Genomic DNA, 25,533 nt, shown 5'->3' with positions numbered 1-25,533 from the left:
ACCTCTCATCCTAAAATATAACAGGACGAAAGGTAAACTTTCGCGATACCACCTAAATTGAAATTATATATGCTTATATCTTTTATTACATTCAAATTTAATTATACATATATTTTTAGAAGATGTCAATATATAATAAATTCACTTTTTTTGATAAAGACCATATGTTAGTAGTAGAACAGGAATATTGTGTTTAAAATTCTCATAGACTAAAAAAAGAAATATATATATATCCATGTATAGGTTTTCATTAATGTGGTATAATATATAAAATAATGAAAATTTTATAAGAAAATGAAAGTGAGGTGATAATAATATGGGCGCGTTAGTTTTGCTCAGTGGTTTTACGCAAAAGGATAATGTTAATTTAGTAAAGAGGATGAAAGAAATATTTTTAGATAGAAAATATACTTTGAGTTATATACCTTCAATGACAGATAAGAAATTAGAAAGTTTTAAAAAGGCAAAAATTCAATTGCGTGAATATGGAAACTTTGAATTTAAGTATTTTGATATAGATGATTTTTGTAGTATAGATACAATAGATGAAATATTTAAGTCTGATGTAATATATTTATCAGGCGGAAATGCTTACTATTTTTTAAATAATCTTAAGAAAAGATATTTTATAACAAGGTTAAGACGATATGTCCAAAATGGTGGTTGTATTATAGGGTTATGCGCAGGTGCGATAATGATGGCAAAGGATATATCAGCTGCACAATTTGGTAGTGAGGATATAGTAGGTTTATCAAATCTATCATCTTTAGCTCTAGTTGATTTTAGTTTTATGCCACATTGGAATATGAGTAGTAAGTATTTAGATGATTTAAAGAAGTATTCTAATAATACTGGTAATGTAGTTTATACATGTAATGATGGGGATGGAATAGTTGTAATTAATAATGAATTACAATTTTATGGAGATATAAATATGATAAAAGAGGGAGAAATAGAGCAAGTATAATTAAAAATCGATGTTATAATATATTTTATACATCGATTTTTAATTATACTATGTCTTTGTTTTGTAGAGGTATATTAACTAGCAGCACTAGCAATCCTCGCAAGTCTAATTTTAATCTTATTAAGTTTAAAAATTTGATGCCTCTCTAGTATTTCAAGGGATGTATAAGTGTACCTAATAAATATAGCAGCTGTAATAAAAGATATCACATCTGAAATGGGATAAGCGAGCCATGCTCCGGACACACCCATATTAAGACCAATTACAAATGAATATACGAGTGGTATAAATACTATTAGCTGCCTAAATATTGATAACTTGAAAGATGCCTTAACTCTATTTATAGCTTGGCAATAAGATATTGATAAATAATATACGCCAATGCAAGGGAATACAGCTATAACCATTCTAAAGGCCTTAGATGTTTGTTCAATAATGGCTTTATCATTTATAAATAGCCCTATAAATGTATCTGAAAAAATCATAAATATTGCCCATAATAAAGTTGAACTTACAGATACTGCAATTATGGACGACTTAACAACTTCTTTTAACCTTGTATAATTTCCTGCACCAAAATTATATGCAGCGATCGGTTGCATAGCTGTGCTTATACCCATTACGGTCATAAATAAAAACATTGAAACCCTTGTAGTTAATCCAATTGTTACGATGGCTGAATCTCCACCATAGGAAAATAATAAATTATTTAATATAGCAGCAACTATTGCGTCGGATATTTCTATTATAAATGTTGAAAATCCAACACATACTATTCCAACAGACACTGCTTTGTTTAGGGTTAATTTAAAAGAAAATTTCAGGCTCATTTTTAATTGAATAAATACAATAAGAACATATATAAAAGCTATTATTTGAGATACAACGGTTGCTATAGCAGCTCCTTTTACTCCGTATGAGAATACATTTATTAGAAAATAATCTATAATTACATTGAAAATTGCTCCAATAGAAGTGCTTAATAAAACTATTTTTGTGTTTCCAAAAGAAGTTATAATATACGATGCGATTATAGTAAAGGCTTGAAATATTACACCGATTAATATTATGCTTATATAATCTTTTGCAAGAGAAAATGTATTTTTAGAGGCTCCTAGGCTAATTAGAATTTTATCTTGAAAAATAAAAATGCTAATACCGATTATAGATATTGTTATAAACATTAGAACTATAGCATTTGGTATAATTATCTTAAGATTTTCGAAATCTTTGTCTCCACAACTTCTTGAAACGGAAGTTGAAGCACCGATAGCTATAAGCATAGATATGGCAAAAAACAATCTTTGAATTGGAAAGGCTATGGTTAGAGCGCCAATCGCATTAGCACCTATAGCTTGACCTAAAAACATAGAATCAACCATGTTGTACATTTCTGCTACCATTAAAGAAATTATTGCTGGCACAGAAAATTTCAATAATAGTTTCCCGATTTTTTCCTCACCAAACATTTTGTTACTTTCTGTGATATTGCTTATCGTCATTAAATCCACTACTCCTTAAAAATTTTTGTTTCTATGATACTATTCTACGCTATTATGCATTTTTTAACATCCACACGCTTGCTAGATAGAAAGTACAAAGTTGCTAACATGAGGCTTTGTATTATATGCAAATAACAAAAAAACACCCTAAAATAGGTGTTTTTGTACTTCCTGGAGAACTATTAATGTAGAACCATAGCCCTCTATCTTTATTATATTATTATAAACTGCGGTTTTTTTAGCATAAGATAAGGAAATGGTAGGGGTAGAAATTTTAGTTAGAATCTTCCACTCATCATAACCAAGTCTTTTTGGTTTACCCATTCGTAACCAAATGTCGTAAGCTGAGCCAACTTTTTCTCCAATTTCATACTTAATAACTTTGTAGTCATGAATCAAATTTTTAATTGATAAGGATATTTTTCTCTCAGTAATATTTTTACTACCCTTACCTTTAGCTAAATCCTCTAGCTTAATTAGGGTATTAAGTTCATCACTGTAACTGTAAAGTAAAACTTGGATATCTTCATCTCTTCTTGTGATAATATATCCATCACCTTTATCAATAACTTCATCTCCTAGTTTAGATAATAAATAATAGGCATAATACGAAGCTTTTTTTATCCCATCTAAGGTAAGGAGTCCAGGTGATCCAAAAAATAGTTCATTATTTAAAATTGAGCTTTCTTCTACGGTGTCAAAAGCCTTTAATGAATTCAAACTGCTAGTATCATTAATGAAATTATGGATAATATATGGAAGCATATACGAAGAGTCATAAATGGTATTTATAGCTTCAGGTACATTAAGGGGATCTTCTATTAAATCCTGCAATTGATATTTTTTGAAAATTTGTTTTGAAATCTCTATATATTCTATAGAGAGATCCTTTGAGACTTGAAATTTCCATAGCTTTACAATTTCAATTCCATATATATCAGCGAAGTATAATATAAAACTCTCTAAAAGTTTTATAAAAGAACTTTTATCTTCAAAGATTTGATCTAAAATTATTACTGGTACAAGGGATATGTCCATTAAAAATTCCAATAGTTTTTCAACTTCATTCCAATTTAAGAAATTTACATTTTCATTAAAATATATTTTCATTTCTTTTCCAAAGAGATTTTGAACTATACCATTTTTAAAACCTATGGCCTCTTGAAAAGTTCTTAGGTATTCCTGTTCCCTTGCTTTAATAAGTTCCTTTGCTTGACCTAAATTTATGTTTTCTTCCCATTTGTGGTATAACTGTGTACCTTTCAGCGTGAAATCTGTTTGTAGTTTTATAATTTTATTTGTATAGTTAAATCTATCATAGTCTTCTAAATAATTAGATAAATATTGAATGGAAGTAGATAGATCATAAGTTTGTATTTTTTTAAAACTATCCAATTGATCAGCTGGTATATCATATTTTTTTCTGAATTGTAGTGGGGTGCACTTATAATGATCTTTAAAGCTTTTATTGTAATACCTGGCATGAGAAAAACCAACATCAAAAGAAATATCGGATATTGTTTTATCAGTATCTAATAACAATTTAATAGATTCATCTACTCGTACATTATTAACTAATTCTTTTAAATTTGTTCCAGACATTTCTTTTATTTGATGACATAAATAATAAGAACTTAAATATTCTATACTTGCTATGTCTTGCAAACTTATCTTATTCATATAGTTATTGTATATATACCTAATGATTCTATGATACCTTTGAAATTGCGTTACATTTTCTTTTATATCTTTTTCATCATATGTAAGATAGTGAAAATTGTTTATTAAATGGAATAGTAACTTTACTAAAATGGATTCTATTTGATCATCAAAATTCTCACTTTTTTGTATTACTTCGCAAGCTAAGATAGATAAATATTTTCGTAGAACATCATATTTTTCTTCTCTTTGGGCGCCTTCTTCACTTGAATTTGTATAAAAATATATATTTTTCATATCATCATAATATTTTTCGAAAAATGTAGGGTCTAAGTGGAAAATTAATACCTTGTTTTCAACCTCTGAGTAAATTCTGTGGGCTTCATCACAATTTATAATTTCAATTTCACGCTCGTATACTTCATAATTGCCAGATTCTATAAGTACATTAATACTGCCCTCTAGCACAAAAATTATTTCGATAGAGTTATGCCAATGTATTGGGTAGTCATTTATATTCTTAAGGGAGATACTTATAGGTAAATCATTCATATAACTTATATATTCTTTTCTCATTATAGTAACCCCTTTACTTGCGATTGTATGTATATATATTATACATCTTAAATTACAAGATGATACACCACATAATTTAAATTTTATATTCTATGTAATAAAGAAATATTATGGTTAATTTTATTATTTGTCAATAAAAGCTTAGCAAATTATAAATAACATAAAAGTTGGATAACTGGGAACAATATAATAATAATATTATTAGAATATATTAACTGATAAAGATATATTATATAAAGATGATTTTGTGTGGAAAATAATTAAGCTAAAGTTTATAATATAAATAATTTCATTTTTTTAATTCTATAAAATATTATTATATGAAAATATAAAGTTTAGGCATCTTTTAGAAGGAAAGTCACCTATTTATATAAGTGGATACAAGGAGAAATGAAATGGAAAAGTATGTTTATGTTATTATTTCAAGAACACCAACATCTACAGGAAAGATAGTTAGAAAATTTTTAAAAGAAAAATACAATCATGCTTCAATTAGTTTAGATAAAAATTTAAGTCAAATGTATTCATTTTGTAGGTTGTCAGTAAGTAATCCCCTTGTGGGAGGCATAGTTCGTGAGAGTGTGTTTACTCTTACTATAGGATTAAAGGAAAATGTACCTATAAACATATATCGAATACCCGTAACAGAAGAAAAATATGAATTGATAAGTAAATTTATTTATGAAGTTTATAACGATACAGAAGTTTATTACTACAATTTTCTTCAAGCTATTGGGCTTATTAATAATAAAAGGCATGCTATTTACAAGACATATATATGCACTGAATTTGTTATGGAAGCTCTAAGGCAAGCAGGAATAAGTCTTACAACCTTAGAACCATATCAGATAACACCTACAGATATTTGTAGGATCATGGGGCAATTTATTTGCTATTCAGGGAATCTCGACAACTATCCATTTAGAGCACAGATAAAAACGAAAAATGATGAGCTCTTCTTTTGTAAAACAGGTTTTTTTTATGAAGGATTACATACTATTAAACACTTCTGGATGGTTGTTTCTAGAGATAGAAATAGTAAAAGAGTTAGTAAAAGCAAGAGAAGTAGAATTTAATTTAAGGTAAATACTAGGGGGAGAATAATGGATAGTTATAATCATACTATTTGTATGAAATTAAAATTAGATGAGGAAGACAATAAGGCTGTTAGGGCCCTTTGTGCTATTTGTTATGAAAAACAAAAGACCTGCTTAAAATTGGAACTTGATTTAAAAAAGAGGCAAAGAAAAGAAACTGCAAAAGACGGAGCACTGCTAGAATTTCTTTATTATGAGAATAAGACCTTAGTAGGATATTTAGGAGTATGTAATTTCGGAGGAAATTCAGTCCAAATAAGCGGGATGGTACATCCTGACTTTAGGCGAAAGGGGATATTTAGAAAATTATATCTTATGGCAAAGGAAGAATGGCAAAGAATATCGAAAGCTGAGGTTCTAGCGCTATGTGATCATACATCTACTTCTGGAATAGAATTTATAAATTCTATTGGAGGTGAATATGGTACCTCAGAGTATAAAATGTGTTTAACTAAAAAAGCTTTGGATGGGGAAAGTATACATAAACATGAAAATGCTACTATTATTAAACTTAAATTAGCAACTAGTGAAGACGTTTCTGAAATTGAAAACCAAACTTCTATTTACTTTGGAAAACCACAAAATGAAATTGATGGTGAAGAGGTTAAAGTAGTTAATATGGATAAAGAAGACTTAGAAAACTCCTTTATTCAGCAAGGTAATAATTTCATTAGCTATATGGCACTTCTTAAAGAGGAAATTATAGGGAAGGTTCATATTAGTATAATTAATAAGGAAGGTTTTATTTATGGATTTGGAGTGCTTCCAGTCTTTAGAGGAAAGGGGTATGGACGAAAAATTTTATTAGCTACATTAGATATATTAAAAGAAAAAGGCGCTGATAACATTTTTCTCGAAGTTGAGTCTCAAAATAAAAATGCAATTGGACTTTACGAATCTTGTGGGTTTGAAGAGGTTTCTGTAATGGATTATTATGTAATAATTTAAAGCGATTGGTGATAATAATACTTAAATAAAACATAACCTTTATTTAACCTGTTCTTAACAGAACATGCATATAATGAAATCATAGAGAGGAGAGTGAAGGTAAGATGAAAAATTTAAATATATGCATCGATATTGACGGAACAATAACAGATGCTTATTATTGGCTTAATATTACTAATAAATATTTCAATAAAAATATAACAGAGGATGAGGTAACCCAGTATTATATACATGAGATAATGGGTGTTACTTTAAAAGAATATGATGAATTTTATCAGGAAAACAAATTTGAAATCCATTCAGAGCAGATACTTCGGGAAGATGTTCAAATTGTTATAAAAGGACTAAGTGAGCTTCATAATATTTATTTTGTTACAGCAAGAGAAAAAGAATTAACTATGTTTACTCATTCATATCTAAAGAGGAATAATATTGCATATGATGAGCTGTTTGTATTAGGTAGCCATTATAAGGTGGATAAAGCAAGAGAATTAGAATGTAATGTGTTTATCGAAGATAATTATGATAATGCAGTTCAACTATCAAATGCAGGATTTAAGGTTCTTTTAATAGATACGAATTATAATAGGAAACCATTAAATGATAATATAGTTAGGGTTTATAACTGGAAAGAAATATATTATACAATAAACAAACTGTTATTACAAAGCAAGGCAATGTAATAACAGTTTGTTTTATTCTTTTTGTACTAAATATTTTTCTTTGAATTCTATATAACCCTTTTTTCTTAATTTACAAGAAGGGCAGTCTCCACAACCATTACCTTTTATACCATTATAACAAGTTAATGTTTGCTCTTTAACTACATCAAGCACACCTAAATCATAAGCCATTTTCCAAGTTTCTGCTTTGTTAATCCACATCAAAGGTGTTTCGATTACAAAATCATAACCCATGGCTAAATTTAAGGTAACATTTAATGACTTAATAAACACATCTCTGCAATCTGGGTATCCACTAAAATCACTTTGAGATACACCGGTTATAATATTACTTATACCTCTTTGCTTAGCAAATACGGCTACAAATGTTAAAAATAATAAGTTGCGTCCATCTACAAAGGAATTAGGAACACTGCCTTTTGGGGCTGACGTGTCCACTTTCATGTCTTTTCTTGTTAAGGAATTCGGTGCTAACTGGTTAAGTAAATTTAAGTCTAAAACATGAAACTCAACGTCATGCTCCTTACATATAGTTTTTGCACAATCAAGTTCTAATATATGTTTTTGGCCATAATCAAAAGACACAGCTATAACTTCCTTATATTTTTTTAATGCCCAAAATAAACAAGTTGTGCTATCTTGTCCGCCACTGAATACTACTACTGCTTTTTCTCTATTCATAATCTACACGCTCCTTTTAATTTGTTTAAATTTTACTTATTTATTATAAAGCATCATTAATTTATTGTTTAAAATTACGTCAGTATTAAATCTTCCTCTAAAAGTAGTGGACATTGTTTTAGTACCTGGTTTTTTTATTCCACGAGTAGTCATGCAGGCATGTTCACCTTCTATAATAACAGCGATGTCCGCAGAGTTTGTTACTATTTGCATAATCTCTGCAATATCTGTTCCTATTCTTTCTTGAAGTTGAAGTCTTCGGCCTACCATATCAGCTATTCTTGCTATTTTACTTAGACCAATAATCTTTTTATTAGGAACATAAGCAACTGAAACTTTCATATCATACATAAGCGCCAAATGGTGTTCACAATGACTAAAAATTTGTATATCTTTCATTATAACTATATCACGAGAATCATCATTAACTATTAGATCATCAACAAATGTTGTATTAAACATTTTAGCAATTTCAGCATTGCTGTAACACATGCCAGCAAATACTTCTTCGTACATTTTAGCTACACGCTTAGGGGTGTCTATAAGTCCTTCACGGGTTGGGTCATCACCTAATGCTATTAAAATGCCTCTTATATGTTTCTCAATTGCTTTTGTATCAATTGCCATAATTTATACACCTCTCTTATTTGGATCCCAAATGATTTTATGAAGTTGAACTTGAAGATTAACACCATTCATTTTATTACTTTTCATAAATTCTACAATATCTTCTAGGTCAATTTGTCCAAATACTGGACTAATATACACATTTGTTTTATTTGTTAGTGCATATTTATCTATTATACATTTGGATTTTTGTAAATCTTCAATACTACTAGCCACAAATTTAACTGTATCTTTATAAGTTAAATAAGTAAAGTTATTTAAATCCATCGGCCCTTCCATATTACTTGATGGTAGTTTATAATCCATATTAAAGCTTGGTGGGTTTTCTATATTCGCAAACTTACTTAAATTAATACTACCATTAGTCTCAATTTCAATATGAATGGAGTCATCGGAACACAAAACATTTAAGAGCTCTATAATTCCTTTTTGTAATAGAGGTTCACCACCAGTTAAGGTTACATTTCGAATTTGGGTAGATTTTATATATTCATAGATATCATCAGGTGTCATAAGGTTATAACTGGCATCTTTCTCATTAGCCCAAGTGGTATCACAGTAGCTACAATTAAGGTTGCAACCTGCAAATCTTATAAATACTACAAGTTGACCTGATAGTGGACCTTCTCCGTTAACACTTATAAACTTTTCAACTACTTTATATTCCAATTTAATGTGCCTCGCTTTCTTCATATGATGCGCTATTATTAGGTGTTTCATAAACGGTAGTTCGTTTTACATTATATCCTTTATCTTTCATTTGTTTAAAGAAAAATTTTGCAAAGTTTTCGGCTGTTGTTCTAAAATCAACAAGTATCACTTTAAATCCGTCCTGATTTATACAATTTAAGGTCTCATCTCTCATGCTTCCTATTTGCACAATTAGAGCATGGTCATAGGAGTCAGCCATGGATTTAACATCTCTTTTTAAATCACCAAAATCTATTACCATACCTTCTAATTGACCGCCTTTTGTTAAGGTTTCTGATTGTACTTCGACTTCAACCTTCCATCTATGTCCATGAATATTTGCACACTTTCCTTCATATCCAGAAAGAAAATGCGCACTATCAAAGCTATGTTCTGATTTCAAAATATACATATGGGGTATTCCTCCTAAAATTTATAAAAATTTACTCCCGTAATAACAACATCCAATGGCCCCATTAAATTGAGGATCTTCGATAGATACTATTTCGTCGTAATTGTTACTTAAATATTTTCTAATTGCAATATTACTTGCAACACCACCTGTTAAGATTAATTTTTTACCGCGAAATTTACTAAGTAATGGTAGGAGCCTTTTGTATAGGGAGTAATTAACGCTAGAGCACAAACTTTCTATACTTACACCTTCGGCTATTTTACCAATTAATTCTGATTCAGAAAATACTGCGCAAGTCGAATTAAGTTCTATAGCATTTTCATAATGTTTACTCATCTCGCCAAGTGATACTTCCAGAACACTTGCCATATTTTCTAAATATCTACCACAAGATGCAGCGCATTTTTCATTAAGTTCTAGGTCTGTTGTGATACCTTTTTCTACTTTTACAATTTTAACATCTTGACCACCTATATCCAAAAGTATAAAATCATTTAAACCTGTTTGATAAAATCCTCCATATACATGAGCTTTTATCTCATTTATTGGTGAGAATAGTAATAAATCAGTGTTGTTTTTACCATAACCTGTAGAAACTGCTTTATCAATATGGCTAATATCAAGTTTTTCTAAATCAACAATAATTTTACCATCAAAGTTACAATAATTCCTGTAAAAACTCATTGTGCTTACTTTCTTTTTTTGTATTATCTTATTGTCTTCCATTAAAACTATTTTAACCTCGCGGCTTCCAAGATCTATACCTAGTACTCGCATTCCTTAGCCTCCTTCAAATCTAGTAACATATCAAGGAAGGCTTCTAACCTAAGCTTTGTTCTTGCGTCTAAGACGTTTAATTTGTCGCCTTCAATATTTAATATGGGAATATTTAATTTCTCTTTTAAAACTATATCTGCAACTGCCCTATAGCAAAATGCTTGAGTGTAGTGAATAATTCCGTCTAATTTACGATTGTCTATTTGTTTTTGAATCTCTACAATCCTAAAATTCGTATCATAAGGATAAGTATAATCATAATATTGATGATATATATCAATGGCGTTAGTAGCTCTTGGAAAAGCAAATTCTCTTTGAACCTCATTGTATACAAAACTAGCATTAAGATTTTCAACAAATGCGTAGATATCTGGAGTCATAGGGGGTACACCAATATAGCCAAGGCGAAGTTTTCTAATTACTGGTTTTCGATTTTTAATTTCACAAATAATTTTTTTTAAATCAACGTCAAAAGCATCTACATTACAATTAAAATCACTTGAACTCACTTGATAAAGATGATTTTCAAAGCCTGTTGCTCTATTATCTATATAGGTTAATTCATCAATTTCTTTGACCAAGGAGCGAGTTTTATTTAGGCGGTTCTTAACTATTTCAACTTCTTTTATTGTTACATTAAAGACATCCATAAATTTTTTTATTTCGTGTTCTACATCCTCTAACTTGTGACTATTAGGAAAGGAAAATGGATAAACTTTTATTCCTCGTAGTTCTAGTACTTCAATTAGAGCTTTTGTGTTAGAACAATCGCCCTCAACAACTCCAACTATTTCTTTTATGTCATTTTGTAAACAGGCTCCATAAATACCCTTTATCCAGGTACACAAACTCCTAGGGAAGCCATCTCTTTCAGCAATGTCTATATATTTCAAATAGTCATCTGAGGTTATAAAAATATTGTTTAAATCGACAGGTGTATAACCTGCTGCAATTAGAATTTCTACTGGAACAGTAGTTGTTAAGCCTATTTTTTTCATTGTGATTCCTCCTAAAAAGTAACAAAAGAACCATCTAATACTAAACAAAAAAACTACCTAAAACGGTAGTTACGTCCTAGTTTTGTTTATAGACAGGATGGTTTAGAACTGTCTTATTTAAGTTTTATATTAATAAAGTTTACTATATTTTAATTGCTATGTCAAATTGACTCAAAAAATAAAAACTGCCGCAGAAATAATATCTGTAGCAGCTTTTGTATAATTAAGTATATAAATATTTAGTTTAGTATGTGCACTGTCAGGTATTGTACACCCCAATCACCGCATTCACCTTCAGTATTAAAGAATAAATCTATAAAATTTCCTTTTATTGCTGAACCTGTATCAGCTGCGATAGCATTTCCATAACCCTCTATATATAATTTTGTTCCCAGAGGTATGACACTTGGATCTACAGCTACGGTGCTATATCCACTTGAATTTCTGACAGCCTTTTGTCCTGAGGCAGTATAAGTGTTATTAGCTCCTTCAGAACCCCAGTAAGCGGTAGTTTTTACAGAAAAAGTTTTACTATATGAATTGCTTTTGGAAGCAATTGGGGTTGCTTTTGCAGCCTCAGATTCTCTTGAAATTGAGGATCCTCTTGAAACAGATACTGCTGGCATAGTACCCTGAACTATAATTTTATCTTTAGGCTGTGTAACTAACGTTTCTTTAACAATTTTTCTAGCTACTTCTTTTCCGTTTTCATAAGTTACATTTAATGTAATGCTTTTCAAACCATTAACTCCATTTTGTGAAACTGTTCTTTCGGATTTTAAGATACTATCATTTTCTTTAATAACGGTTTTAAAATCAACAGGTTTTGACTGATTTATTGTTTTTGAATTAACCCTAGTTATTGTTATGCCTAGGCCACTCGATAATTTAGTTTCTTTTGAGGGTGAAATTTTATCAGTAGGGCTAATGGTTATTTGTTGTGCCTTTAACATTAAAGCAACATCTTTTTCAGCGGATTTAACATTAAGTTTCTTATTATCCACAAAGACGTTAACGTTTATAGCACGGGTTATAGTTATAACACCGTTGTTTTGTATTTTTGAATTCAAAGCCTTATCAATTTTATCTTTTACGTCTATGCTTATACCTGATTTTTTTAGGGCGTTACCAAATGTCTTTTGATAAGTTACTATATTAGTTGATTTACCGTCTATAACTACTGTAATGTTTTTTCTAATGAAGCATACAAAAATAGTTGAAGTTGTAATTAGTGCCACCAGTATGAAGCCAATTACAAATTTTATTCGTCTACCTTCCATAAATCTAAATATAAAAATCATCTCCTATTATTAATTTCAGTATAAGGCATCAAGGGCTTATTATTACAGATGCCTAACCACTTAGGTCTACAGTACTCTTAGGTATATTACAATTAAGAGCGCTCTCATAAAATGCATGAGAAGTAGGGGAGTCATGTATACTTATACCAATAAATGTATTGGTAAATTATTGTAACAGTATTGTAACACGTTTATTAAAAACATGCAAATGATAACGATTTCTTACCCAGCTTTCCCTTAAGTGATATAATTATTATAGCATATAAAAGCTTAGTTCGTTTAATTTATGTAATTTTAGAGGTATTATTAATTTGGAGGTGATTAAGACGTGAAGTTAATGGAGTTACAAAGTATAATATTCAAATCATCTTCAGAGAGTATGAGAAGCCAAGGTAAGAAGGCTTTTAATGAGGGATTAGTTAGTAAAATCAAAGGAAAAAAGATAAATAATATGTATCATATTTATGGAAAGGTCAATAATGATACTAAATCAAAAGAATTAAACACACATATAACAATAGATTTAGCTAAGATGAAATTAGAGAGTATAAGATGTACCTGTGATGATTTCAAAGAGGTCTCTATTGTAGGTCATTCATTTATGTGTAGTCATTTAACAGCTACAGCATATAGTTTTTTGAATATATATACAAAGGGCAATTCTGAAAAATCAGAGAAAGATGAAAAATCAGATAAGATAAGGGAGAATGATACTAGTAAGAAGCAAATAAGTAATATTATAAAGTTAAATAGAAAAGTAGAGAAAGGTTCAATTTATTATGAGGCCCAACATCAAATAGGTATGGAAAAAACAAAAATCGAGGCAAATTACTTAAGAGGTTTTCTGGAAGGGCTTAATTATAAAAAAGTTAGATTAAATTATGATGGCTTTGAATTTGAAGCACCAATTGTAAAGCAGGATCTACCTCTAACATTTACGTTAAAGATGAGAGAAAAGCATTTTGTTTTAACTACGCATAAGCAATTCCCAATATCATTAAATGGTAAAAATGATGTATATTTATTTAATTGGAAGCTGTACTTACCATCAAGGTGTCAAGTACAAAGGTATATTCTTATTTGTGAAAGGTTAAGAAAAAATCGTGAAATTTTATATGGTGGAGATATAACTAACTATAATAAAATTATATCTTTTCTAGGTACTATTTCAAGTGATGTAAATATTAGTGAAGAAGTCAAAAAATTTGCAGCAAACTTTATAAAAGTAGAATTTTATTTGTATGAGGTAGATAGTCATATTTATTGTGATTTATTGGTAGTTTATGGCAATGAGAAAATTAATATATTAAAGAATGATAGGAGTAAAGATAGTATGTCACGTGAGCATAAAACAAATACACGTGATTACAAATTTGAGGACAAAATCCTTATGGAACTGGAGAAATATAGATTTATAAAAAGAAATGAGAGGCTACTTTTTATAGGGTCAGATGAGCAGCTGTTTGATATTTTAAATAAGAGTAAAAACAATCTTTACTCCCTTGGAAATGTTACTTTTGGAAATGGACTTAAGCGTATGAAAATACAAAATGCAAAGAATATAAAAGCAGAGATTAAGGAAATGGATGATTACTATGATTTTTCTTATAGTATAGACAATATTTACGATAATGAATTAAAAGCTGTGATCGATTCATTTAAACAAAATAATAGATTTTATAAAACTAAAAACAATAATTTTTTGGACTTTGAAGATGAGACGGTTAAGAGTTTTTTTGATCTAATATTAGTATTAAGTGCTGATGACTTACTAGAAAATGGCTCAATAAAAATAGAAAAAAATAAGGCGTTATATTTAGAAAATAAACTAAAAAATAAGAAATTTGAATTTATTAAGGGTCGCGAAGTTCTAAAGGATATAGAAAACATCTATGATAATATAAATAAAATGGATATAAACGTTCCTGTGAACTTAAAGGCTACGCTTCGGGAATATCAAATTAATGGTTTCAAATGGCTTAAAAGCCTGAGCGCTTTGGGACTTGGCGGGATACTAGCAGATGAAATGGGACTTGGGAAAACTGTTCAGACCATAGCTTTTCTTTTATCCTTTGAAAATAAAAAATCTATTATAATTAGTCCAACTTCCCTTATTTATAATTGGAAGGCGGAATTTGAAAAATTTGCTCCTAGTCTAAAAGTTGCAATTGTACATGGAGAAAAAAAAGGAAGGCATGAGTTAATTCATAATTTAGAGGATTATGATATAATACTCACGACCTATGGAACTTTAAAAATGGACTTAAATCAATATGATAATATTGTTTTTGATTATTGTATTATAGATGAAGCGCAAAATATAAAAAATTATTTATCACAAAACACAAAAGTTATTAAAGAAGTTAAAGCTAAAGTAAGATATGCTTTAACTGGCACTCCTATTGAAAATAATTTGTTTGAACTTTGGTCTATTTTTGATTTTGTAATGCCAAACTATTTATATTCCAAAGAAACTTTTGAACTTAAATTTATTTCTGGAAAAAAGGTTGATTTAGGAGAACTAAAATCACTTATTAAACCTTTTTTATTAAGAAGAACTAAAAATGAAGTGCTTAGAGAATTGCCAGATAAAATAGAAAAGAAATTTCTAGTTGAGATGACTACATCTCAAAAGGCTGTATATAAAGCCTATATCAAAGCTGTCAGGGATAAAATGAAAAACAATACTGATGGGAAAATAGAGGTCTTTTCTTATTTAACAAGGCTCAGACAAATATGTTTAGACCCATCACTTGTGATAGAAGGATATAAGGGCGGAAGTGGAAAGATAAACATTGCAACAGAACTTATTCAAAAACATGTGGATGGCGGTGGAAAAATATTATTGTTTTCTCAATTTACATCTGCGCTTAAAAATATAGGAGAAAATTTAAAAGAAAAAGGGATATCATATTATTATCTAGATGGAAAAACTAAACCTAAGGATAGAATTAAGATGGTAGATGAATTTAATAAAAGTTGTCAAACATTCGTATTTTTAATATCACTAAAGGCAGGGGGAACGGGCCTTAACTTAACATCAGCAAATTTAGTGATCCATTTTGACCCTTGGTGGAATCCAGCAGTTGAGAATCAAGCCACAGATAGGGCTCATAGAATTGGTCAAAAAAATGTAGTTGAAGTAATTAAATTAGTTGCTAAAGGTACTGTTGAAGAAAAAATCATTCTACTTCAAGAAAACAAAAAAGATCTAATTGATAGTGTAATTACAGGGGAACTTACGAATAGTGATGTTCTGGGGAAACTTACAAAAGAAGAGCTTTTGCAGATACTCATGATTTAAAGTTGCCTCCCATATGACAATGATTATGATATAATAAAGCAAGAAATATAAAAGAAATAGCAGAATACTTAAGTTTAGCACCTTCAACTATAAGTAAGCTGATTTCTCGTAATAAAATAGTATAAGATGCCACTTGTCACGTGGGTGGCACCAATAGGAGATGAAAATATGTACGTAGAATTTAATAGTACGATTGTAGAGAGTAAAGATATAAAAGATACAATCGAGAAAAATACAGAATTTAAAGTGCTTAAAGATATGAGTAAGGGTTCAAAGAGAGAGGATATATTAGCTTTTAATCTAAGTGTAGCTATTAATACCTTGAATGATTTACTGGAAGACGAAAATAATTTAAAGGATTTAACAGAAGATGAATTATTTGAAGAATATCTATCGCTTGCAGAAGAAATTGCAATGGACATTGAAGAGTATGTACCAGATGGCGCAGTACTAGACATCAAAGCCTATAAATGGGATAAATCAGACGATGGCATAAGGCTTGTTATAATTATAGCTCCAGAAGATATAAATGATCTTAAATTAAAGGATATTATGAGAAAACTAATAACTCAAGTGGAATAACAATTAGGACTGTAGCAAGATTAAAATTTAAATCTTGTTATGGTTTTTTATTTATATTAGCTTGTCACTTTTGCCACTTGCCACGTGGGTGGCACCTTGTTGTCTTATTGCATAATTATGCAAGGAAAATAGTGCAATTGCCTATAAATATAGTATTAATTAATAAACATAATAAAATTACAAAAAAAACAAACAATATGTTGAATAATTATTCAAATTGATGTATAATTATTCAAATGGTTAAACAGTTATATAATTAGTAAAAAATAAGTATTAGGTTTGGAGGTTATAATGGATATATTAAATAATGAATCAAATAAAAAAGATTTTTTGCAAATGAGTAAATATGAGGGTAAGACCTTTGTGATAAAATATGGTGGAAGTATAATGAGTAATGATGTTGCTAAGGAAGCTTTTGTAGAAGATATTGAGCTTATGACAAAAGCAGGCATAAAAGTTGTTATTGTACATGGTGGAGGTCCTTTGATTAGCAAGTGGGTAAAGAAAAGCGGTGGTGAAAACAAGTTTATAAAAGGATTAAGAGTTACAAGTAAGGATACTATGGAAATTGTAGAGATGGTATTATCAGGCAATGTTAATAAAAGATTATCATCAATCTTAAGTCTTAGAGGACTAAATGCTATAGGTATAAGTGGTAGAGACAGCAATTTGATTCAAGCTAAAAAGAAGTATATTTTTGATGATGACAAAAAAATTGATATAGGTTTTGTTGGAGAGGTTGCAAACATCAATACAAAAGTATTACTTACTTTGCTTAAAAACAAGTATATACCAGTTATTTCTCCAGTAGGTGTAGGCTGCAATGGTTATAGTTACAATATAAATGCGGATTATGCTGCAGCTGCTATAAGTGGAGTACTTAAAGCTGAAAAGTTATTAATTATGACAGATATAGATGGTGTATATACAGATATAACTGACCCAACAACGCTTTTATCATCAATAACGGTTGCACAAACTAAAGAGTTTATAAATAAGGGTATGATTTATGGTGGAATGATTCCAAAGCTAGAATGTTGCGTTGCTGCAATTAATAAGGGAGCTAAGAATGTTCATTTAGTAGATGGAAGAAAAAAACATGGTTTATTATTAAATATAATTAAGGATAGTGGAACTAAAATTATAACAGCAAAAGGGGTAATATAATGGAAGAAAATTGTGTAATGAATACTTATGGAAGATACGATGTTACTTTTGAAAAAGGCCTTGGATGTAAAATTTATGATTCAGTGGGTCAAGAATATGTGGATTTTGTATCAGGAGTTGCAGTGAATTGTCTTGGACATAGCCATCCTGCTATAATAAATGCAATAACTACGCAAAGTAGTAAGCTAATGCAGAGTTCTAATTATTATTGGAATACACCGCATAAGTTACTTGCAAAAAAACTAATAGATAACTGTGATCACGATAAAGTGTTTTTTTGTAACAGTGGTACAGAAGCCATAGAAGCAGCGCTCAAGATAGCGAGAAAATATGGAGCATTAAAAACAACTAAAGATAAAAATGTACTTATATATATGGACGAGTCCTTTCATGGTAGAACTATGGGTTCATTATCAGTTACTGGTCAGGAAAAATATCAAAAAGATTTCCGTCCATTAATTGGAGGTACACAAAAGGTAAAATTTAATGATGTAGAAGAGTTAAAAAAGAATTTTAATGATAAAGTATGCGCTGTAATAGTAGAACCGATTCAAGGAGAAGGCGGAATAAATATTGCAACAATAGAGTTCTTAAAAGCAGCAAGAGATTTGTGTGATAAATATGATGCTCTATTAATTTTTGATGAAGTACAATGCGGTATGGGACGCCTTGGAAGTCTTTTTGCTTATAAGAAATTTTCAGTTATTCCTGATGTTATATGTATTGCAAAAGCACTTGGTGGCGGTTTTCCGATAGGGGCAACTATTACAAATGTTAAAGCGTCAGCGGCATTTGTACCAGGTGATCATGGAAGCACGTTTGGTGGAAATCCACTTGCATGCGCTGTTGGTGAGGCTGTTTTAACAGAACTTCTTGATGGTGGAGTTATAGAAAAAATTGACGACAAAAGTGCATATATGAAAGAACGATTACTTAAAATAAAAGAGAAATATGGTGTAATAGATGAAATAAAAGGTATAGGTCTATTGGTTGGCATAAAAATGAAGACAGATACAAAGAAATTTTGTAAGTCGTGTTTTGACAACAAATTGCTTGTAATTGCGGCTGGGAATAGCGTGGTAAGATTACTTCCTCCACTTAATGTAACAAAGGGAGAGATTGATGAAGCATTAGATATTCTTGAAAGAGTAATTTCGGAAATTTAATGTGTGAGTTTACTATAAAAATAAAGTAAATGGATAAAAGCTGCATAACGAATTAGTTATGTAGCTTTTATCTTTAGAAATGTTGTTTCTTGTTTTGACACCTAAAGTGATTGGGGGACATTCCAACACTTTTTAAAAAAACTTTACTGAAATAACTTGAATCAACATATCCAACATTTTGTGATATTTCCGTAATGTTTTTATCTGTATTTAGGAGCAAGTCTTTTGCTTTTATTACTCTAAAGGAAGATAAATAATTAATAAAGTTAATACCAATTTTACTTTTAAAGTATCTGCTGAAATATTGTGGGTTAAGATGAACATAAGCTGCAATTGATTGAAGACTTATATATGTATTATAATGTTCATCAATATAATTCATAGCTTCTTTAATTAGCGTATCATCTTGGTTATCGCTTATGACTCTATCGTTTTGAGTATTTATTAAAGATATACTCCTATTAATAGATTCAATTAAATCGTTAGGTCTTATGGGTTTCAATAGGTAATCGATTACTTTTATTCTAATTGCACTTTGAGTAAAAGCAAAATCATCATAAGCAGATAGAATGATTGTGTGTACATTTGGCAAAAATTTAATTATCTCTTTTTGAGCCTCAAGTCCGTTAAGTTCAGGCATTTCTACATCCATTAAAATAATATCAGGGGTACTTGTTTTAGCCATTTCAATAGCTTCTAAGCCACTCTTAGCTTCACCACAAATATTAATACAACTTAGTTTATCTTCAATGATGTATCTAAGCGCTCGTCTTTCAATATTTTCATCTTCAACTATTAGTAAATTGTGCATTAGTTACTCCTCCCTTTTATTTAATTTAATACAAGGAACCTTTATTGTAGCAGTAGTTCCACATTCTTTAGTCGATTTAAGGTCGATACCATATTTAGACCCAAAGAAGTGTTTAATCCTGTCGTCTACATTTTTAATTCCTAGACCAGTAAGGTTCTCATAAGAATTTTCAACTGCAAAAATTGTTTTAAGTCTGTCTTCATCAATACCAATGCCATTATCAAAAACTTCAAGTGTGAGATAACTATTATTAAAATTTTTACCTATTATTTTAACTTTACCATTTATCGTCATATTTTTAAGACCATGAATTATTGAGTTCTCGACTAATGGTTGAAGAGTCATTACAGGAATTTTAAAGTTGAGTATTGAAGGATCAATATCTAATTTGTAATCAAACCTATCACCAAATCGAGTTTTTTGAATATAAAAATACTTTTTAATATTAGTTATTTCAGAATCTATTGTAACCATGTTATTTGAATTCTTAAGACTGTATCTTAATAGGTCAGAAATTGCATAAATGAGATTTTCAGTATCGGGGGCACCTTCTATTAAAGCCATTCTTGCAATGGTATTTAGAGTATTATATAGAAAATGAGGATTAATTTGAGCCTGAAGCGCTTTAATTTCCATATTTTTAAGGAGTTCTGTAAGTTTCATTTTTTCTTTAGTTTCGTCCAATAGTTCTGATTTTGTAATTGTTGCTATTCCCATTTTAGCGATGAAATTAGAGAAAAGAAAAAGATAATCAGCAGATACCAGAATCTTTTCATAATCAACCTGCGGAACTTCATTTAATGCATCATTTAGATCATCCTCAGATATATTAAGCTCACTAGATAATCTCTTAACATCTACAATTGTTTTGTTTTTAAAGCCTGTACTTGTTACTTGCCCACATAACATAGATCCAAGATAATTACCGTTTACAATTATCGGAGCCGCAAAATCAATGAGACCAGTGTGGCAGTTATAAATAATAGGCTTACCGGCCTCCATTGCCATTGTTCCACCAACTGAATCACAATGTTTACAACGGCTATATCCTTCTGCACTGCTTCTAATTAAACTGCACCATTTAGTAAAATAGCTGGCGGTTACAACAGGTGTTCCATCTCCATCAACTGTTACAGTTGAGAGTCCAACTATTTTTGCAAATTTATCTTGAATATCTTTAAGTGAGGATACGTCAATAATTTCTTTGAGCTTATATTTAGGATTCATTGCCATAATACTCCTCCTTTACAATAAGTTTTAATAACATTAACTATATAGTAAATATATTACCATTAATTGTAATATAAATACACTATATTTAATATAATGAAAATATATTTGCACTAACTATATAGTAATAATAATACCTACAAATGTCAAAATAATTTCTTTTTATAAAATCAATATTATACTTAAATAGAGCAATATATTGACATCGAAAAGTGTGAAAATTCGGTATAATGAAGATGTAAAATAAATGGAGGTGTTTTTATGGGACAAGAATCATTAGGAATGATAGAAACAAAAGGTTTGATTGGTGCAATAGAAGCGGCAGATTCAATGGTTAAAGCTGCAAATGTAGTTCTTATAGGTTATGAGAAAATAGGCTCAGGATTAGTTACTGTTATGGTTAGGGGAGATGTTGGTGCTGTTAAAGCCGCTACTGATGCCGGTGCCGCAGCTGCAAAGAGAGTTGGAGAAGTTGTATCTGTTCATGTAATTCCAAGACCTCACACTGATGTTGAAAGAATATTACCTAAATATCCAGTTTCAGAATAAATAGTGAGAGGTTGATGTAAATGAATACACAGCTAATTGAAAAGGTTTACGAAGAGGTTAGACGTAAAATTGCTAGCGGAGAAATAAAAGCAAATGACGTAGAGGTGGCAGTTAAAGAAATTGCAAAATGTGAAAATGAAAGTAAAGTTAAAAATGAAGTTATAGAGGTTAAAGAAGTTAAAAAGGAGGGGAAATTTATGCAGGCACCAGGATTAACCGAATTTGTTGGAACAGGTATTGGAGATACAATTGGTTTAGTTATTGCAAACATAGATTCAGCACTTCATGAAGCTATGGGAATTGATAAAAAATTCCATTCAATAGGTATTATAGGAGCAAGAACCGGAGCAGGTCCACAAATAATGGCTGCTGATGAGGCAGTTAAAGCTACCAACACTGAAATCGTTTCAATTGAACTTCCAAGAGATACAAAAGGTGGGGCTGGTCATGGTTGCCTTATAATATTTGGAGCAGAGGATGTATCAGATGCAAGGCGTGCAGTTGAAGTTACATTAAAAGAACTTCCTAGAACTTTTGGTGATGTTTATGGTAATGATGCAGGACATCTTGAAATGCAGTATAGTGCAAGAGCAAGTTTGGCTATAGAAAAAGCTTTTGGAGCACCTGTTGGAAAGGCTTTTGGATTAGTTATTGGGGCGCCGGCAGCAATTGGAGTAATGATGGCGGATACTGCTGTTAAAACTGCAAATGTAGAAATAGTTGCGTATTCAAGTCCATCTAAAGGCACATCACATTCAAACGAAGTTATACTTGCAATAACTGGAGATTCAGGAGCAGTAAGACAAGCGGTAATCGCAGGAAGAGAAGTAGGAAAGAAACTTTTAAATGCGTTAGGTGATGAACCAACTTCAACTACCGAACCGTACATTTAAATTAAGGATGGAGGGTTGATATTATGAAAAGGTCAAAAAGATTTGAAGCGTTAGAAAAAAGAGAAGTTAATAAAGATGGGTTTGTACAAGATTGGCCAGATGTAGGTCTTATTGCAATGGATGGTCCCAATGACCCTAAATCTAGCTTAAAAATTGAAAACGGTAAAATATATGAAATGGATGGAAAGAAAAGAGCTGATTTTGATTTTATAGATATTTTCCTTGCAGATCATGCTATAAACCTAGACGATGCAGAAAAATCAATGGCAATCAGTTCACTTGAAATTGCTAGGATGCTTACAGATATAAATGTTCCTAGAGCAAAAATTGTAACTATTGCTACATCAATTACACCAGCAAAACTAGTTGAAGTTGTAGATCATTTAAATGTTGTTGAAATGATGATGGCACTGCAAAAAATGAGAGCTAGAAAAACACCATCTAATCAATGCCATATTACAAATGTAAAAGATAATCCAATTTTGATTGCGGCTGATGCTGCAGAAGCAGCTTTAAGAGGTTTTGATGAAATGGAAACTACAGTTGCTGTAACAAGATATGCACCGTTTAATGCACTTGGATTACTAATTGGAGCACAAGTAGGAAGAGGTGGAATATTAACTCAATGTGCTCTTGAAGAAGCAACAGAACTTAAACTTGGAATGCTTGGTTATACAGCATACGCAGAGACTATATCGGTTTATGGTACAGAGCAAGTATTTACTGATGGAGATGATACTCCTTGGTCAAAGGCTTTCCTTGCATCTGCATATGCATCACGTGGTCTTAAAATGAGATTCACATCTGGTACTGGTTCAGAGGTTTTAATGGGCTATGCTGAAGGTAAGTCAATGCTTTATCTTGAAGCAAGATGCATAATGATCACAAAAGGTGCTGGAGTTCAAGGATTACAAAATGGTTCTATAAGTTGCATTGGTATACCAGCAGCTGTTTCAGGTGGAATAAGAGCCGTACTTGCGGAAAACCTAATAACTTCAATGCTTGACATGGAAGTTTGTTCAGGAAATGATCAAACATTCACACATTCAGATATAAGAAAAACTGCAAGAACTATGATGCAATTCCTTCCTGGAACAGACTTTATATTCTCAGGATACGGTGGAGTTCCTAATTATGATAATATGTTTGCAGGTTCTAACTTTGATGTTGATGATTATGATGACTACCTTGTACTTCAAAGAGATTTAAAGGTTGATGGAGGGCTCAAACCAGTAAAAGAAGCAGATGCAATTGCTGTTAGAAATAAGGCTGCTAAAGTGCTTCAAGGAGTATTTAAAGAAATGGGATTACCACAAATAACTGATGAAGAAGTTGAGGCCGTAACATATGCACATGGAAGTAAGGATGTTCCAAACCGAAATGTTGTAGAAGATTTAAAGGCTGCTCAAAGTATACTTAAAAATGGAATTACAGTTCTTGAAGTAGTTAAAGCTCTTTCGAAGAGTGGTAATGAAGATATTGCAGAGAGAGTTCTAAATTTGGTTAAACAAAGAATTGCTGGAGATTATTTGCATACCTCATCTATTTTTGACGATAAATTCAATGTAATTACCGCAGTAAATGATCCTAATGATTATATGGGACCAGGAACTGGGTATAGGCTTGAGGGAGCAAGATGGGATGAAATCAAAAACATTAATCAGGCTCTTGATCCTAATAAAATGTAGTTAGAGGAGTGATGTGATATGAATGTAATGTCTAATGAAGAATTAATCAAAATTATAACCAATGAAGTTGTTAAAAAATTACAATCACAAGGCAATTCGCTTGAGGGTACAACAAATAATAAAGTAGATACAACGAATTCGAAATTAGAGCTTATTGAAGTAGGAGTTGCAAAACCGGGAACAAGAAGTGATGAAGTTGTTATAGCAGTAGCTCCTGCATTTGGAATTTATCAGACAAAAACTATTGTTGATATTCCACACAATGAAGTACTTAGTGAACTTATGGCAGGAATTGAAGAAGAAGGTGTTACTTCAAGAGTTATTAGAGTAACTCGTACATCGGATGTTTGTTTTATGGCTCATGATGCAGCAGTTTTAAGCGGCTCAGGAATTGGTATTGGCATTCAGTCAAAAGGAACAACTGTTATTCATCAAAAAGACCTTGAGATGCTAGAAAATCTTGAACTTTTCCCACAAGCTCCATTAATTACAAGAGAGACTTTTAGAGCAATTGGGAAAAATGCTGCTAAATATGCAAAAGGTGAGTCACCAGATCCTGTTCCTACATTAAATGATCAGATGGCAAGGCCTAAATATCAAGCAAAAGCAGCAGTTCTTCATATCAAGGAAACACAGCATGTTGTGCCAAATGCAAAACCTATGCAGCTTAAAGTTGTATTTAAGTAAGGGGTGAATTATATGGATGATAATATGAATATTGAACAAATAGTAAAAGAAGTTATGAAAATGATGAACAATGAACCCAAAACACAAGAAGTTAAGGTAGCAAGTAATAGTAATCCTAAAAAATTAACACTTAAAGACTATCCATTAGCAATAAAGAGTAAAGAACTTATTAAAACGAAAAATGGTAAAGGGCTTGACGACATAGATGTTAAAAGTGTGCTTAGTGGTGATGTTAAAGACGATGATATAAAAATTACTTCAGAGGTTCTTTTATATCAAGCACAAATTGCAGATGAGGTTGGAAGAGTTCAGTTTGGTAAAAATTTAAGAAGAGCTGCTGAAATGGTTATAATTCCAGATGCAAGAGTTCTTGAAATTTATAGTGCACTCAGGCCTTTTAGATCTACAAAGCAGGAGTTATTAGATATTGCAACAGAACTTGATGATAAGTATAATGCCACAATAAATGCTACATTAGTAAGAGAAGCCGCTGATGTATATGAAAAAAGAAGTAGGCTAAAAGTTTAAGAGGTGA

Annotated in this window: 24 protein-coding genes; 13 read left to right on the top strand and 11 right to left on the bottom strand. The window is 30.7% G+C overall.

Annotation, left to right across the window (positions count from 1 at the left end):
• The first annotated feature begins 316 nt into the window (after positions 1-316).
• Positions 317-967: a Type 1 glutamine amidotransferase-like domain-containing protein gene (locus LL038_RS12665; protein ID WP_216120084.1), complete on the top strand. Its 651-nt coding sequence runs from the start codon at positions 317-319 to the stop codon at positions 965-967.
• Positions 968-1,041: 74 nt separating this feature from the next.
• On the opposite strand, the gene LL038_RS12660 is transcribed toward LL038_RS12665, so the two are convergent.
• Positions 1,042-2,469 carry an MATE family efflux transporter gene (locus tag LL038_RS12660; protein ID WP_216120085.1) on the bottom strand — a complete coding sequence of 476 codons (1,428 nt, stop codon included), beginning with the start codon at positions 2,467-2,469 and terminating at the stop codon, positions 1,042-1,044.
• 147 nt (positions 2,470-2,616) lie between these two features.
• The gene (locus tag LL038_RS12655) at positions 2,617-4,704 is read right to left on the bottom strand and encodes a helix-turn-helix domain-containing protein (protein ID WP_216120086.1); all 2,088 of its coding nucleotides are present in this window, start codon (positions 4,702-4,704) and stop codon (positions 2,617-2,619) included.
• Between the two features lie 395 nt (positions 4,705-5,099).
• Here LL038_RS12655 and LL038_RS12650 point away from each other — a divergent pair, with 395 nt between their 5' ends.
• The 3 genes from LL038_RS12650 to LL038_RS12640 all read left to right on the top strand — a co-directional run bounded on the left by LL038_RS12650 (position 5,100) and on the right by LL038_RS12640 (position 7,432).
• Complete coding sequence (locus LL038_RS12650) at positions 5,100-5,780, top strand: hypothetical protein (protein WP_216120087.1); 681 nt, start codon at positions 5,100-5,102, stop codon at positions 5,778-5,780.
• 27 nt (positions 5,781-5,807) lie between these two features.
• A complete protein-coding gene (locus LL038_RS12645) occupies positions 5,808-6,749 on the top strand; it encodes a GNAT family N-acetyltransferase (RefSeq protein WP_216120088.1) in 942 nt (313 codons plus the stop codon).
• A 104-nt stretch (positions 6,750-6,853) separates the two neighbouring features.
• Entirely contained in the window at positions 6,854-7,432 is a 579-nt protein-coding gene (locus LL038_RS12640) for a 5' nucleotidase, NT5C type (RefSeq protein WP_216120089.1), read from the top strand.
• A 12-nt stretch (positions 7,433-7,444) separates the two neighbouring features.
• Here the strand turns inward: LL038_RS12640 and queC are convergent, their stop codons facing one another.
• From queC to LL038_RS12605, 7 genes are all read right to left on the bottom strand, one after another.
• A complete protein-coding gene (queC, locus tag LL038_RS12635; protein WP_216120092.1) occupies positions 7,445-8,113 on the bottom strand; it encodes a 7-cyano-7-deazaguanine synthase QueC in 669 nt (222 codons plus the stop codon).
• A gap of 36 nt (positions 8,114-8,149) precedes the next feature.
• On the bottom strand, positions 8,150-8,740 hold the full coding sequence (gene folE / locus LL038_RS12630; RefSeq protein WP_216120094.1) for a GTP cyclohydrolase I: 591 nt from the start codon (positions 8,738-8,740) through the stop codon (positions 8,150-8,152).
• Positions 8,741-8,743: 3 nt separating this feature from the next.
• On the bottom strand, positions 8,744-9,409 hold the full coding sequence (gene queE, locus LL038_RS12625) for a putative 7-carboxy-7-deazaguanine synthase QueE (RefSeq protein ID WP_216120096.1): 666 nt from the start codon (positions 9,407-9,409) through the stop codon (positions 8,744-8,746).
• A 1-nt stretch (position 9,410) separates the two neighbouring features.
• Positions 9,411-9,842, bottom strand: coding sequence for a 6-carboxytetrahydropterin synthase QueD (gene queD, locus LL038_RS12620; RefSeq protein ID WP_216105101.1), 432 nt, complete (start codon positions 9,840-9,842; stop codon positions 9,411-9,413).
• A gap of 21 nt (positions 9,843-9,863) precedes the next feature.
• Positions 9,864-10,622 carry an acyl-CoA dehydratase activase gene (locus LL038_RS12615; RefSeq protein ID WP_216120097.1) on the bottom strand — a complete coding sequence of 253 codons (759 nt, stop codon included), beginning with the start codon at positions 10,620-10,622 and terminating at the stop codon, positions 9,864-9,866.
• Complete coding sequence (locus LL038_RS12610; protein WP_216120099.1) at positions 10,610-11,620, bottom strand: 2-hydroxyacyl-CoA dehydratase family protein; 1,011 nt, start codon at positions 11,618-11,620, stop codon at positions 10,610-10,612. The genes LL038_RS12615 and LL038_RS12610 overlap by 13 nt, the downstream gene beginning before the upstream one ends.
• Before the next feature lie 239 nt (positions 11,621-11,859).
• Complete coding sequence (locus LL038_RS12605; protein ID WP_216171138.1) at positions 11,860-12,921, bottom strand: 3D domain-containing protein; 1,062 nt, start codon at positions 12,919-12,921, stop codon at positions 11,860-11,862.
• Positions 12,922-13,249: 328 nt separating this feature from the next.
• On the opposite strand from LL038_RS12605, the gene LL038_RS12600 reads away from it, so the two are divergent.
• From LL038_RS12600 to LL038_RS12585, 4 genes are all read left to right on the top strand, one after another.
• Entirely contained in the window at positions 13,250-16,225 is a 2,976-nt protein-coding gene (locus LL038_RS12600) for a DEAD/DEAH box helicase (protein WP_418921882.1), read from the top strand.
• Between the two features lie 168 nt (positions 16,226-16,393).
• On the top strand, positions 16,394-16,807 hold the full coding sequence (locus LL038_RS12595) for a hypothetical protein (protein WP_216120102.1): 414 nt from the start codon (positions 16,394-16,396) through the stop codon (positions 16,805-16,807).
• Positions 16,808-17,098: 291 nt separating this feature from the next.
• Positions 17,099-17,974: an acetylglutamate kinase gene (gene argB, locus LL038_RS12590; RefSeq protein ID WP_216120103.1), complete on the top strand. Its 876-nt coding sequence runs from the start codon at positions 17,099-17,101 to the stop codon at positions 17,972-17,974.
• Positions 17,974-19,140 (top strand): aspartate aminotransferase family protein, encoded by a 1,167-nt coding sequence (locus tag LL038_RS12585; RefSeq protein ID WP_216120106.1) that lies wholly within the window; start codon positions 17,974-17,976, stop codon positions 19,138-19,140. The genes argB and LL038_RS12585 overlap by 1 nt, the downstream gene beginning before the upstream one ends.
• A gap of 73 nt (positions 19,141-19,213) precedes the next feature.
• Here LL038_RS12585 and LL038_RS12580 read toward each other — a convergent pair whose 3' ends face one another.
• Together LL038_RS12580 and LL038_RS12575 are read right to left on the bottom strand one after the other, a co-directional pair.
• A complete protein-coding gene (locus LL038_RS12580; RefSeq protein WP_216120107.1) occupies positions 19,214-19,951 on the bottom strand; it encodes a response regulator transcription factor in 738 nt (245 codons plus the stop codon).
• A gap of 3 nt (positions 19,952-19,954) precedes the next feature.
• The gene (locus LL038_RS12575; RefSeq protein ID WP_216120109.1) at positions 19,955-21,184 is read right to left on the bottom strand and encodes a PocR ligand-binding domain-containing protein; all 1,230 of its coding nucleotides are present in this window, start codon (positions 21,182-21,184) and stop codon (positions 19,955-19,957) included.
• Positions 21,185-21,442: 258 nt separating this feature from the next.
• Between LL038_RS12575 and pduA the strand changes: the two genes are divergently transcribed.
• From pduA to LL038_RS12550, 5 genes are read left to right on the top strand one after another with little or no spacing between them, the layout of a single operon-like run.
• Positions 21,443-21,730 carry a propanediol utilization microcompartment protein PduA gene (gene pduA / locus LL038_RS12570; RefSeq protein WP_071611874.1) on the top strand — a complete coding sequence of 96 codons (288 nt, stop codon included), beginning with the start codon at positions 21,443-21,445 and terminating at the stop codon, positions 21,728-21,730.
• Between the two features lie 20 nt (positions 21,731-21,750).
• Positions 21,751-22,623, top strand: a complete 873-nt coding sequence (gene pduB / locus LL038_RS12565) for a propanediol utilization microcompartment protein PduB (RefSeq protein WP_216120111.1) — start codon at positions 21,751-21,753, stop codon at positions 22,621-22,623.
• A gap of 23 nt (positions 22,624-22,646) precedes the next feature.
• On the top strand, positions 22,647-24,311 hold the full coding sequence (locus tag LL038_RS12560) for a propanediol/glycerol family dehydratase large subunit (protein WP_216120113.1): 1,665 nt from the start codon (positions 22,647-22,649) through the stop codon (positions 24,309-24,311).
• An 18-nt stretch (positions 24,312-24,329) separates the two neighbouring features.
• Positions 24,330-24,998, top strand: a complete 669-nt coding sequence (locus tag LL038_RS12555) for a propanediol/glycerol family dehydratase medium subunit (protein WP_216120115.1) — start codon at positions 24,330-24,332, stop codon at positions 24,996-24,998.
• A 12-nt stretch (positions 24,999-25,010) separates the two neighbouring features.
• Complete coding sequence (locus LL038_RS12550) at positions 25,011-25,526, top strand: diol dehydratase small subunit (RefSeq protein WP_216120116.1); 516 nt, start codon at positions 25,011-25,013, stop codon at positions 25,524-25,526.
• Positions 25,527-25,533 lie beyond the last annotated feature (7 nt).

The sequence above is a fragment of the Clostridium estertheticum genome (genome assembly GCF_026650985.1).
Lineage (GTDB): Bacteria > Bacillota > Clostridia > Clostridiales > Clostridiaceae > Clostridium_AD > Clostridium_AD estertheticum_C.
The sequence above is the reverse complement of the archived record's forward strand: the minus strand, read 5'-3'. Positions and strand labels throughout refer to the sequence as shown.

What these genes read in the sequence shown, in the direction of transcription:
- LL038_RS12665 (WP_216120084.1), top strand. Translation starts at nt 317, where the DNA reads ATGGGCGCGTTAGTTTTGCTCAGTGGTTTTACGCAAAAGGATAATGTT.
- LL038_RS12660 (WP_216120085.1), bottom strand. Translation starts at nt 2,469, where the DNA reads ATGACGATAAGCAATATCACAGAAAGTAACAAAATGTTTGGTGAGGAA.
- LL038_RS12655 (WP_216120086.1), bottom strand. Translation starts at nt 4,704, where the DNA reads ATGAGAAAAGAATATATAAGTTATATGAATGATTTACCTATAAGTATC.
- LL038_RS12650 (WP_216120087.1), top strand. Translation starts at nt 5,100, where the DNA reads ATGGAAAAGTATGTTTATGTTATTATTTCAAGAACACCAACATCTACA.
- LL038_RS12645 (WP_216120088.1), top strand. Translation starts at nt 5,808, where the DNA reads ATGGATAGTTATAATCATACTATTTGTATGAAATTAAAATTAGATGAG.
- LL038_RS12640 (WP_216120089.1), top strand. Translation starts at nt 6,854, where the DNA reads ATGAAAAATTTAAATATATGCATCGATATTGACGGAACAATAACAGAT.
- queC (WP_216120092.1), bottom strand. Translation starts at nt 8,113, where the DNA reads ATGAATAGAGAAAAAGCAGTAGTAGTATTCAGTGGCGGACAAGATAGC.
- folE (WP_216120094.1), bottom strand. Translation starts at nt 8,740, where the DNA reads ATGGCAATTGATACAAAAGCAATTGAGAAACATATAAGAGGCATTTTA.
- queD (WP_216105101.1), bottom strand. Translation starts at nt 9,842, where the DNA reads ATGTATATTTTGAAATCAGAACATAGCTTTGATAGTGCGCATTTTCTT.
- LL038_RS12615 (WP_216120097.1), bottom strand. Translation starts at nt 10,622, where the DNA reads ATGCGAGTACTAGGTATAGATCTTGGAAGCCGCGAGGTTAAAATAGTT.
- LL038_RS12610 (WP_216120099.1), bottom strand. Translation starts at nt 11,620, where the DNA reads ATGAAAAAAATAGGCTTAACAACTACTGTTCCAGTAGAAATTCTAATT.
- LL038_RS12605 (WP_216171138.1), bottom strand. Translation starts at nt 12,921, where the DNA reads ATGATTTTTATATTTAGATTTATGGAAGGTAGACGAATAAAATTTGTA.
- LL038_RS12595 (WP_216120102.1), top strand. Translation starts at nt 16,394, where the DNA reads ATGTACGTAGAATTTAATAGTACGATTGTAGAGAGTAAAGATATAAAA.
- argB (WP_216120103.1), top strand. Translation starts at nt 17,099, where the DNA reads ATGGATATATTAAATAATGAATCAAATAAAAAAGATTTTTTGCAAATG.
- LL038_RS12585 (WP_216120106.1), top strand. Translation starts at nt 17,974, where the DNA reads ATGGAAGAAAATTGTGTAATGAATACTTATGGAAGATACGATGTTACT.
- LL038_RS12580 (WP_216120107.1), bottom strand. Translation starts at nt 19,951, where the DNA reads ATGCACAATTTACTAATAGTTGAAGATGAAAATATTGAAAGACGAGCG.
- LL038_RS12575 (WP_216120109.1), bottom strand. Translation starts at nt 21,184, where the DNA reads ATGGCAATGAATCCTAAATATAAGCTCAAAGAAATTATTGACGTATCC.
- pduA (WP_071611874.1), top strand. Translation starts at nt 21,443, where the DNA reads ATGGGACAAGAATCATTAGGAATGATAGAAACAAAAGGTTTGATTGGT.
- pduB (WP_216120111.1), top strand. Translation starts at nt 21,751, where the DNA reads ATGAATACACAGCTAATTGAAAAGGTTTACGAAGAGGTTAGACGTAAA.
- LL038_RS12560 (WP_216120113.1), top strand. Translation starts at nt 22,647, where the DNA reads ATGAAAAGGTCAAAAAGATTTGAAGCGTTAGAAAAAAGAGAAGTTAAT.
- LL038_RS12555 (WP_216120115.1), top strand. Translation starts at nt 24,330, where the DNA reads ATGAATGTAATGTCTAATGAAGAATTAATCAAAATTATAACCAATGAA.
- LL038_RS12550 (WP_216120116.1), top strand. Translation starts at nt 25,011, where the DNA reads ATGGATGATAATATGAATATTGAACAAATAGTAAAAGAAGTTATGAAA.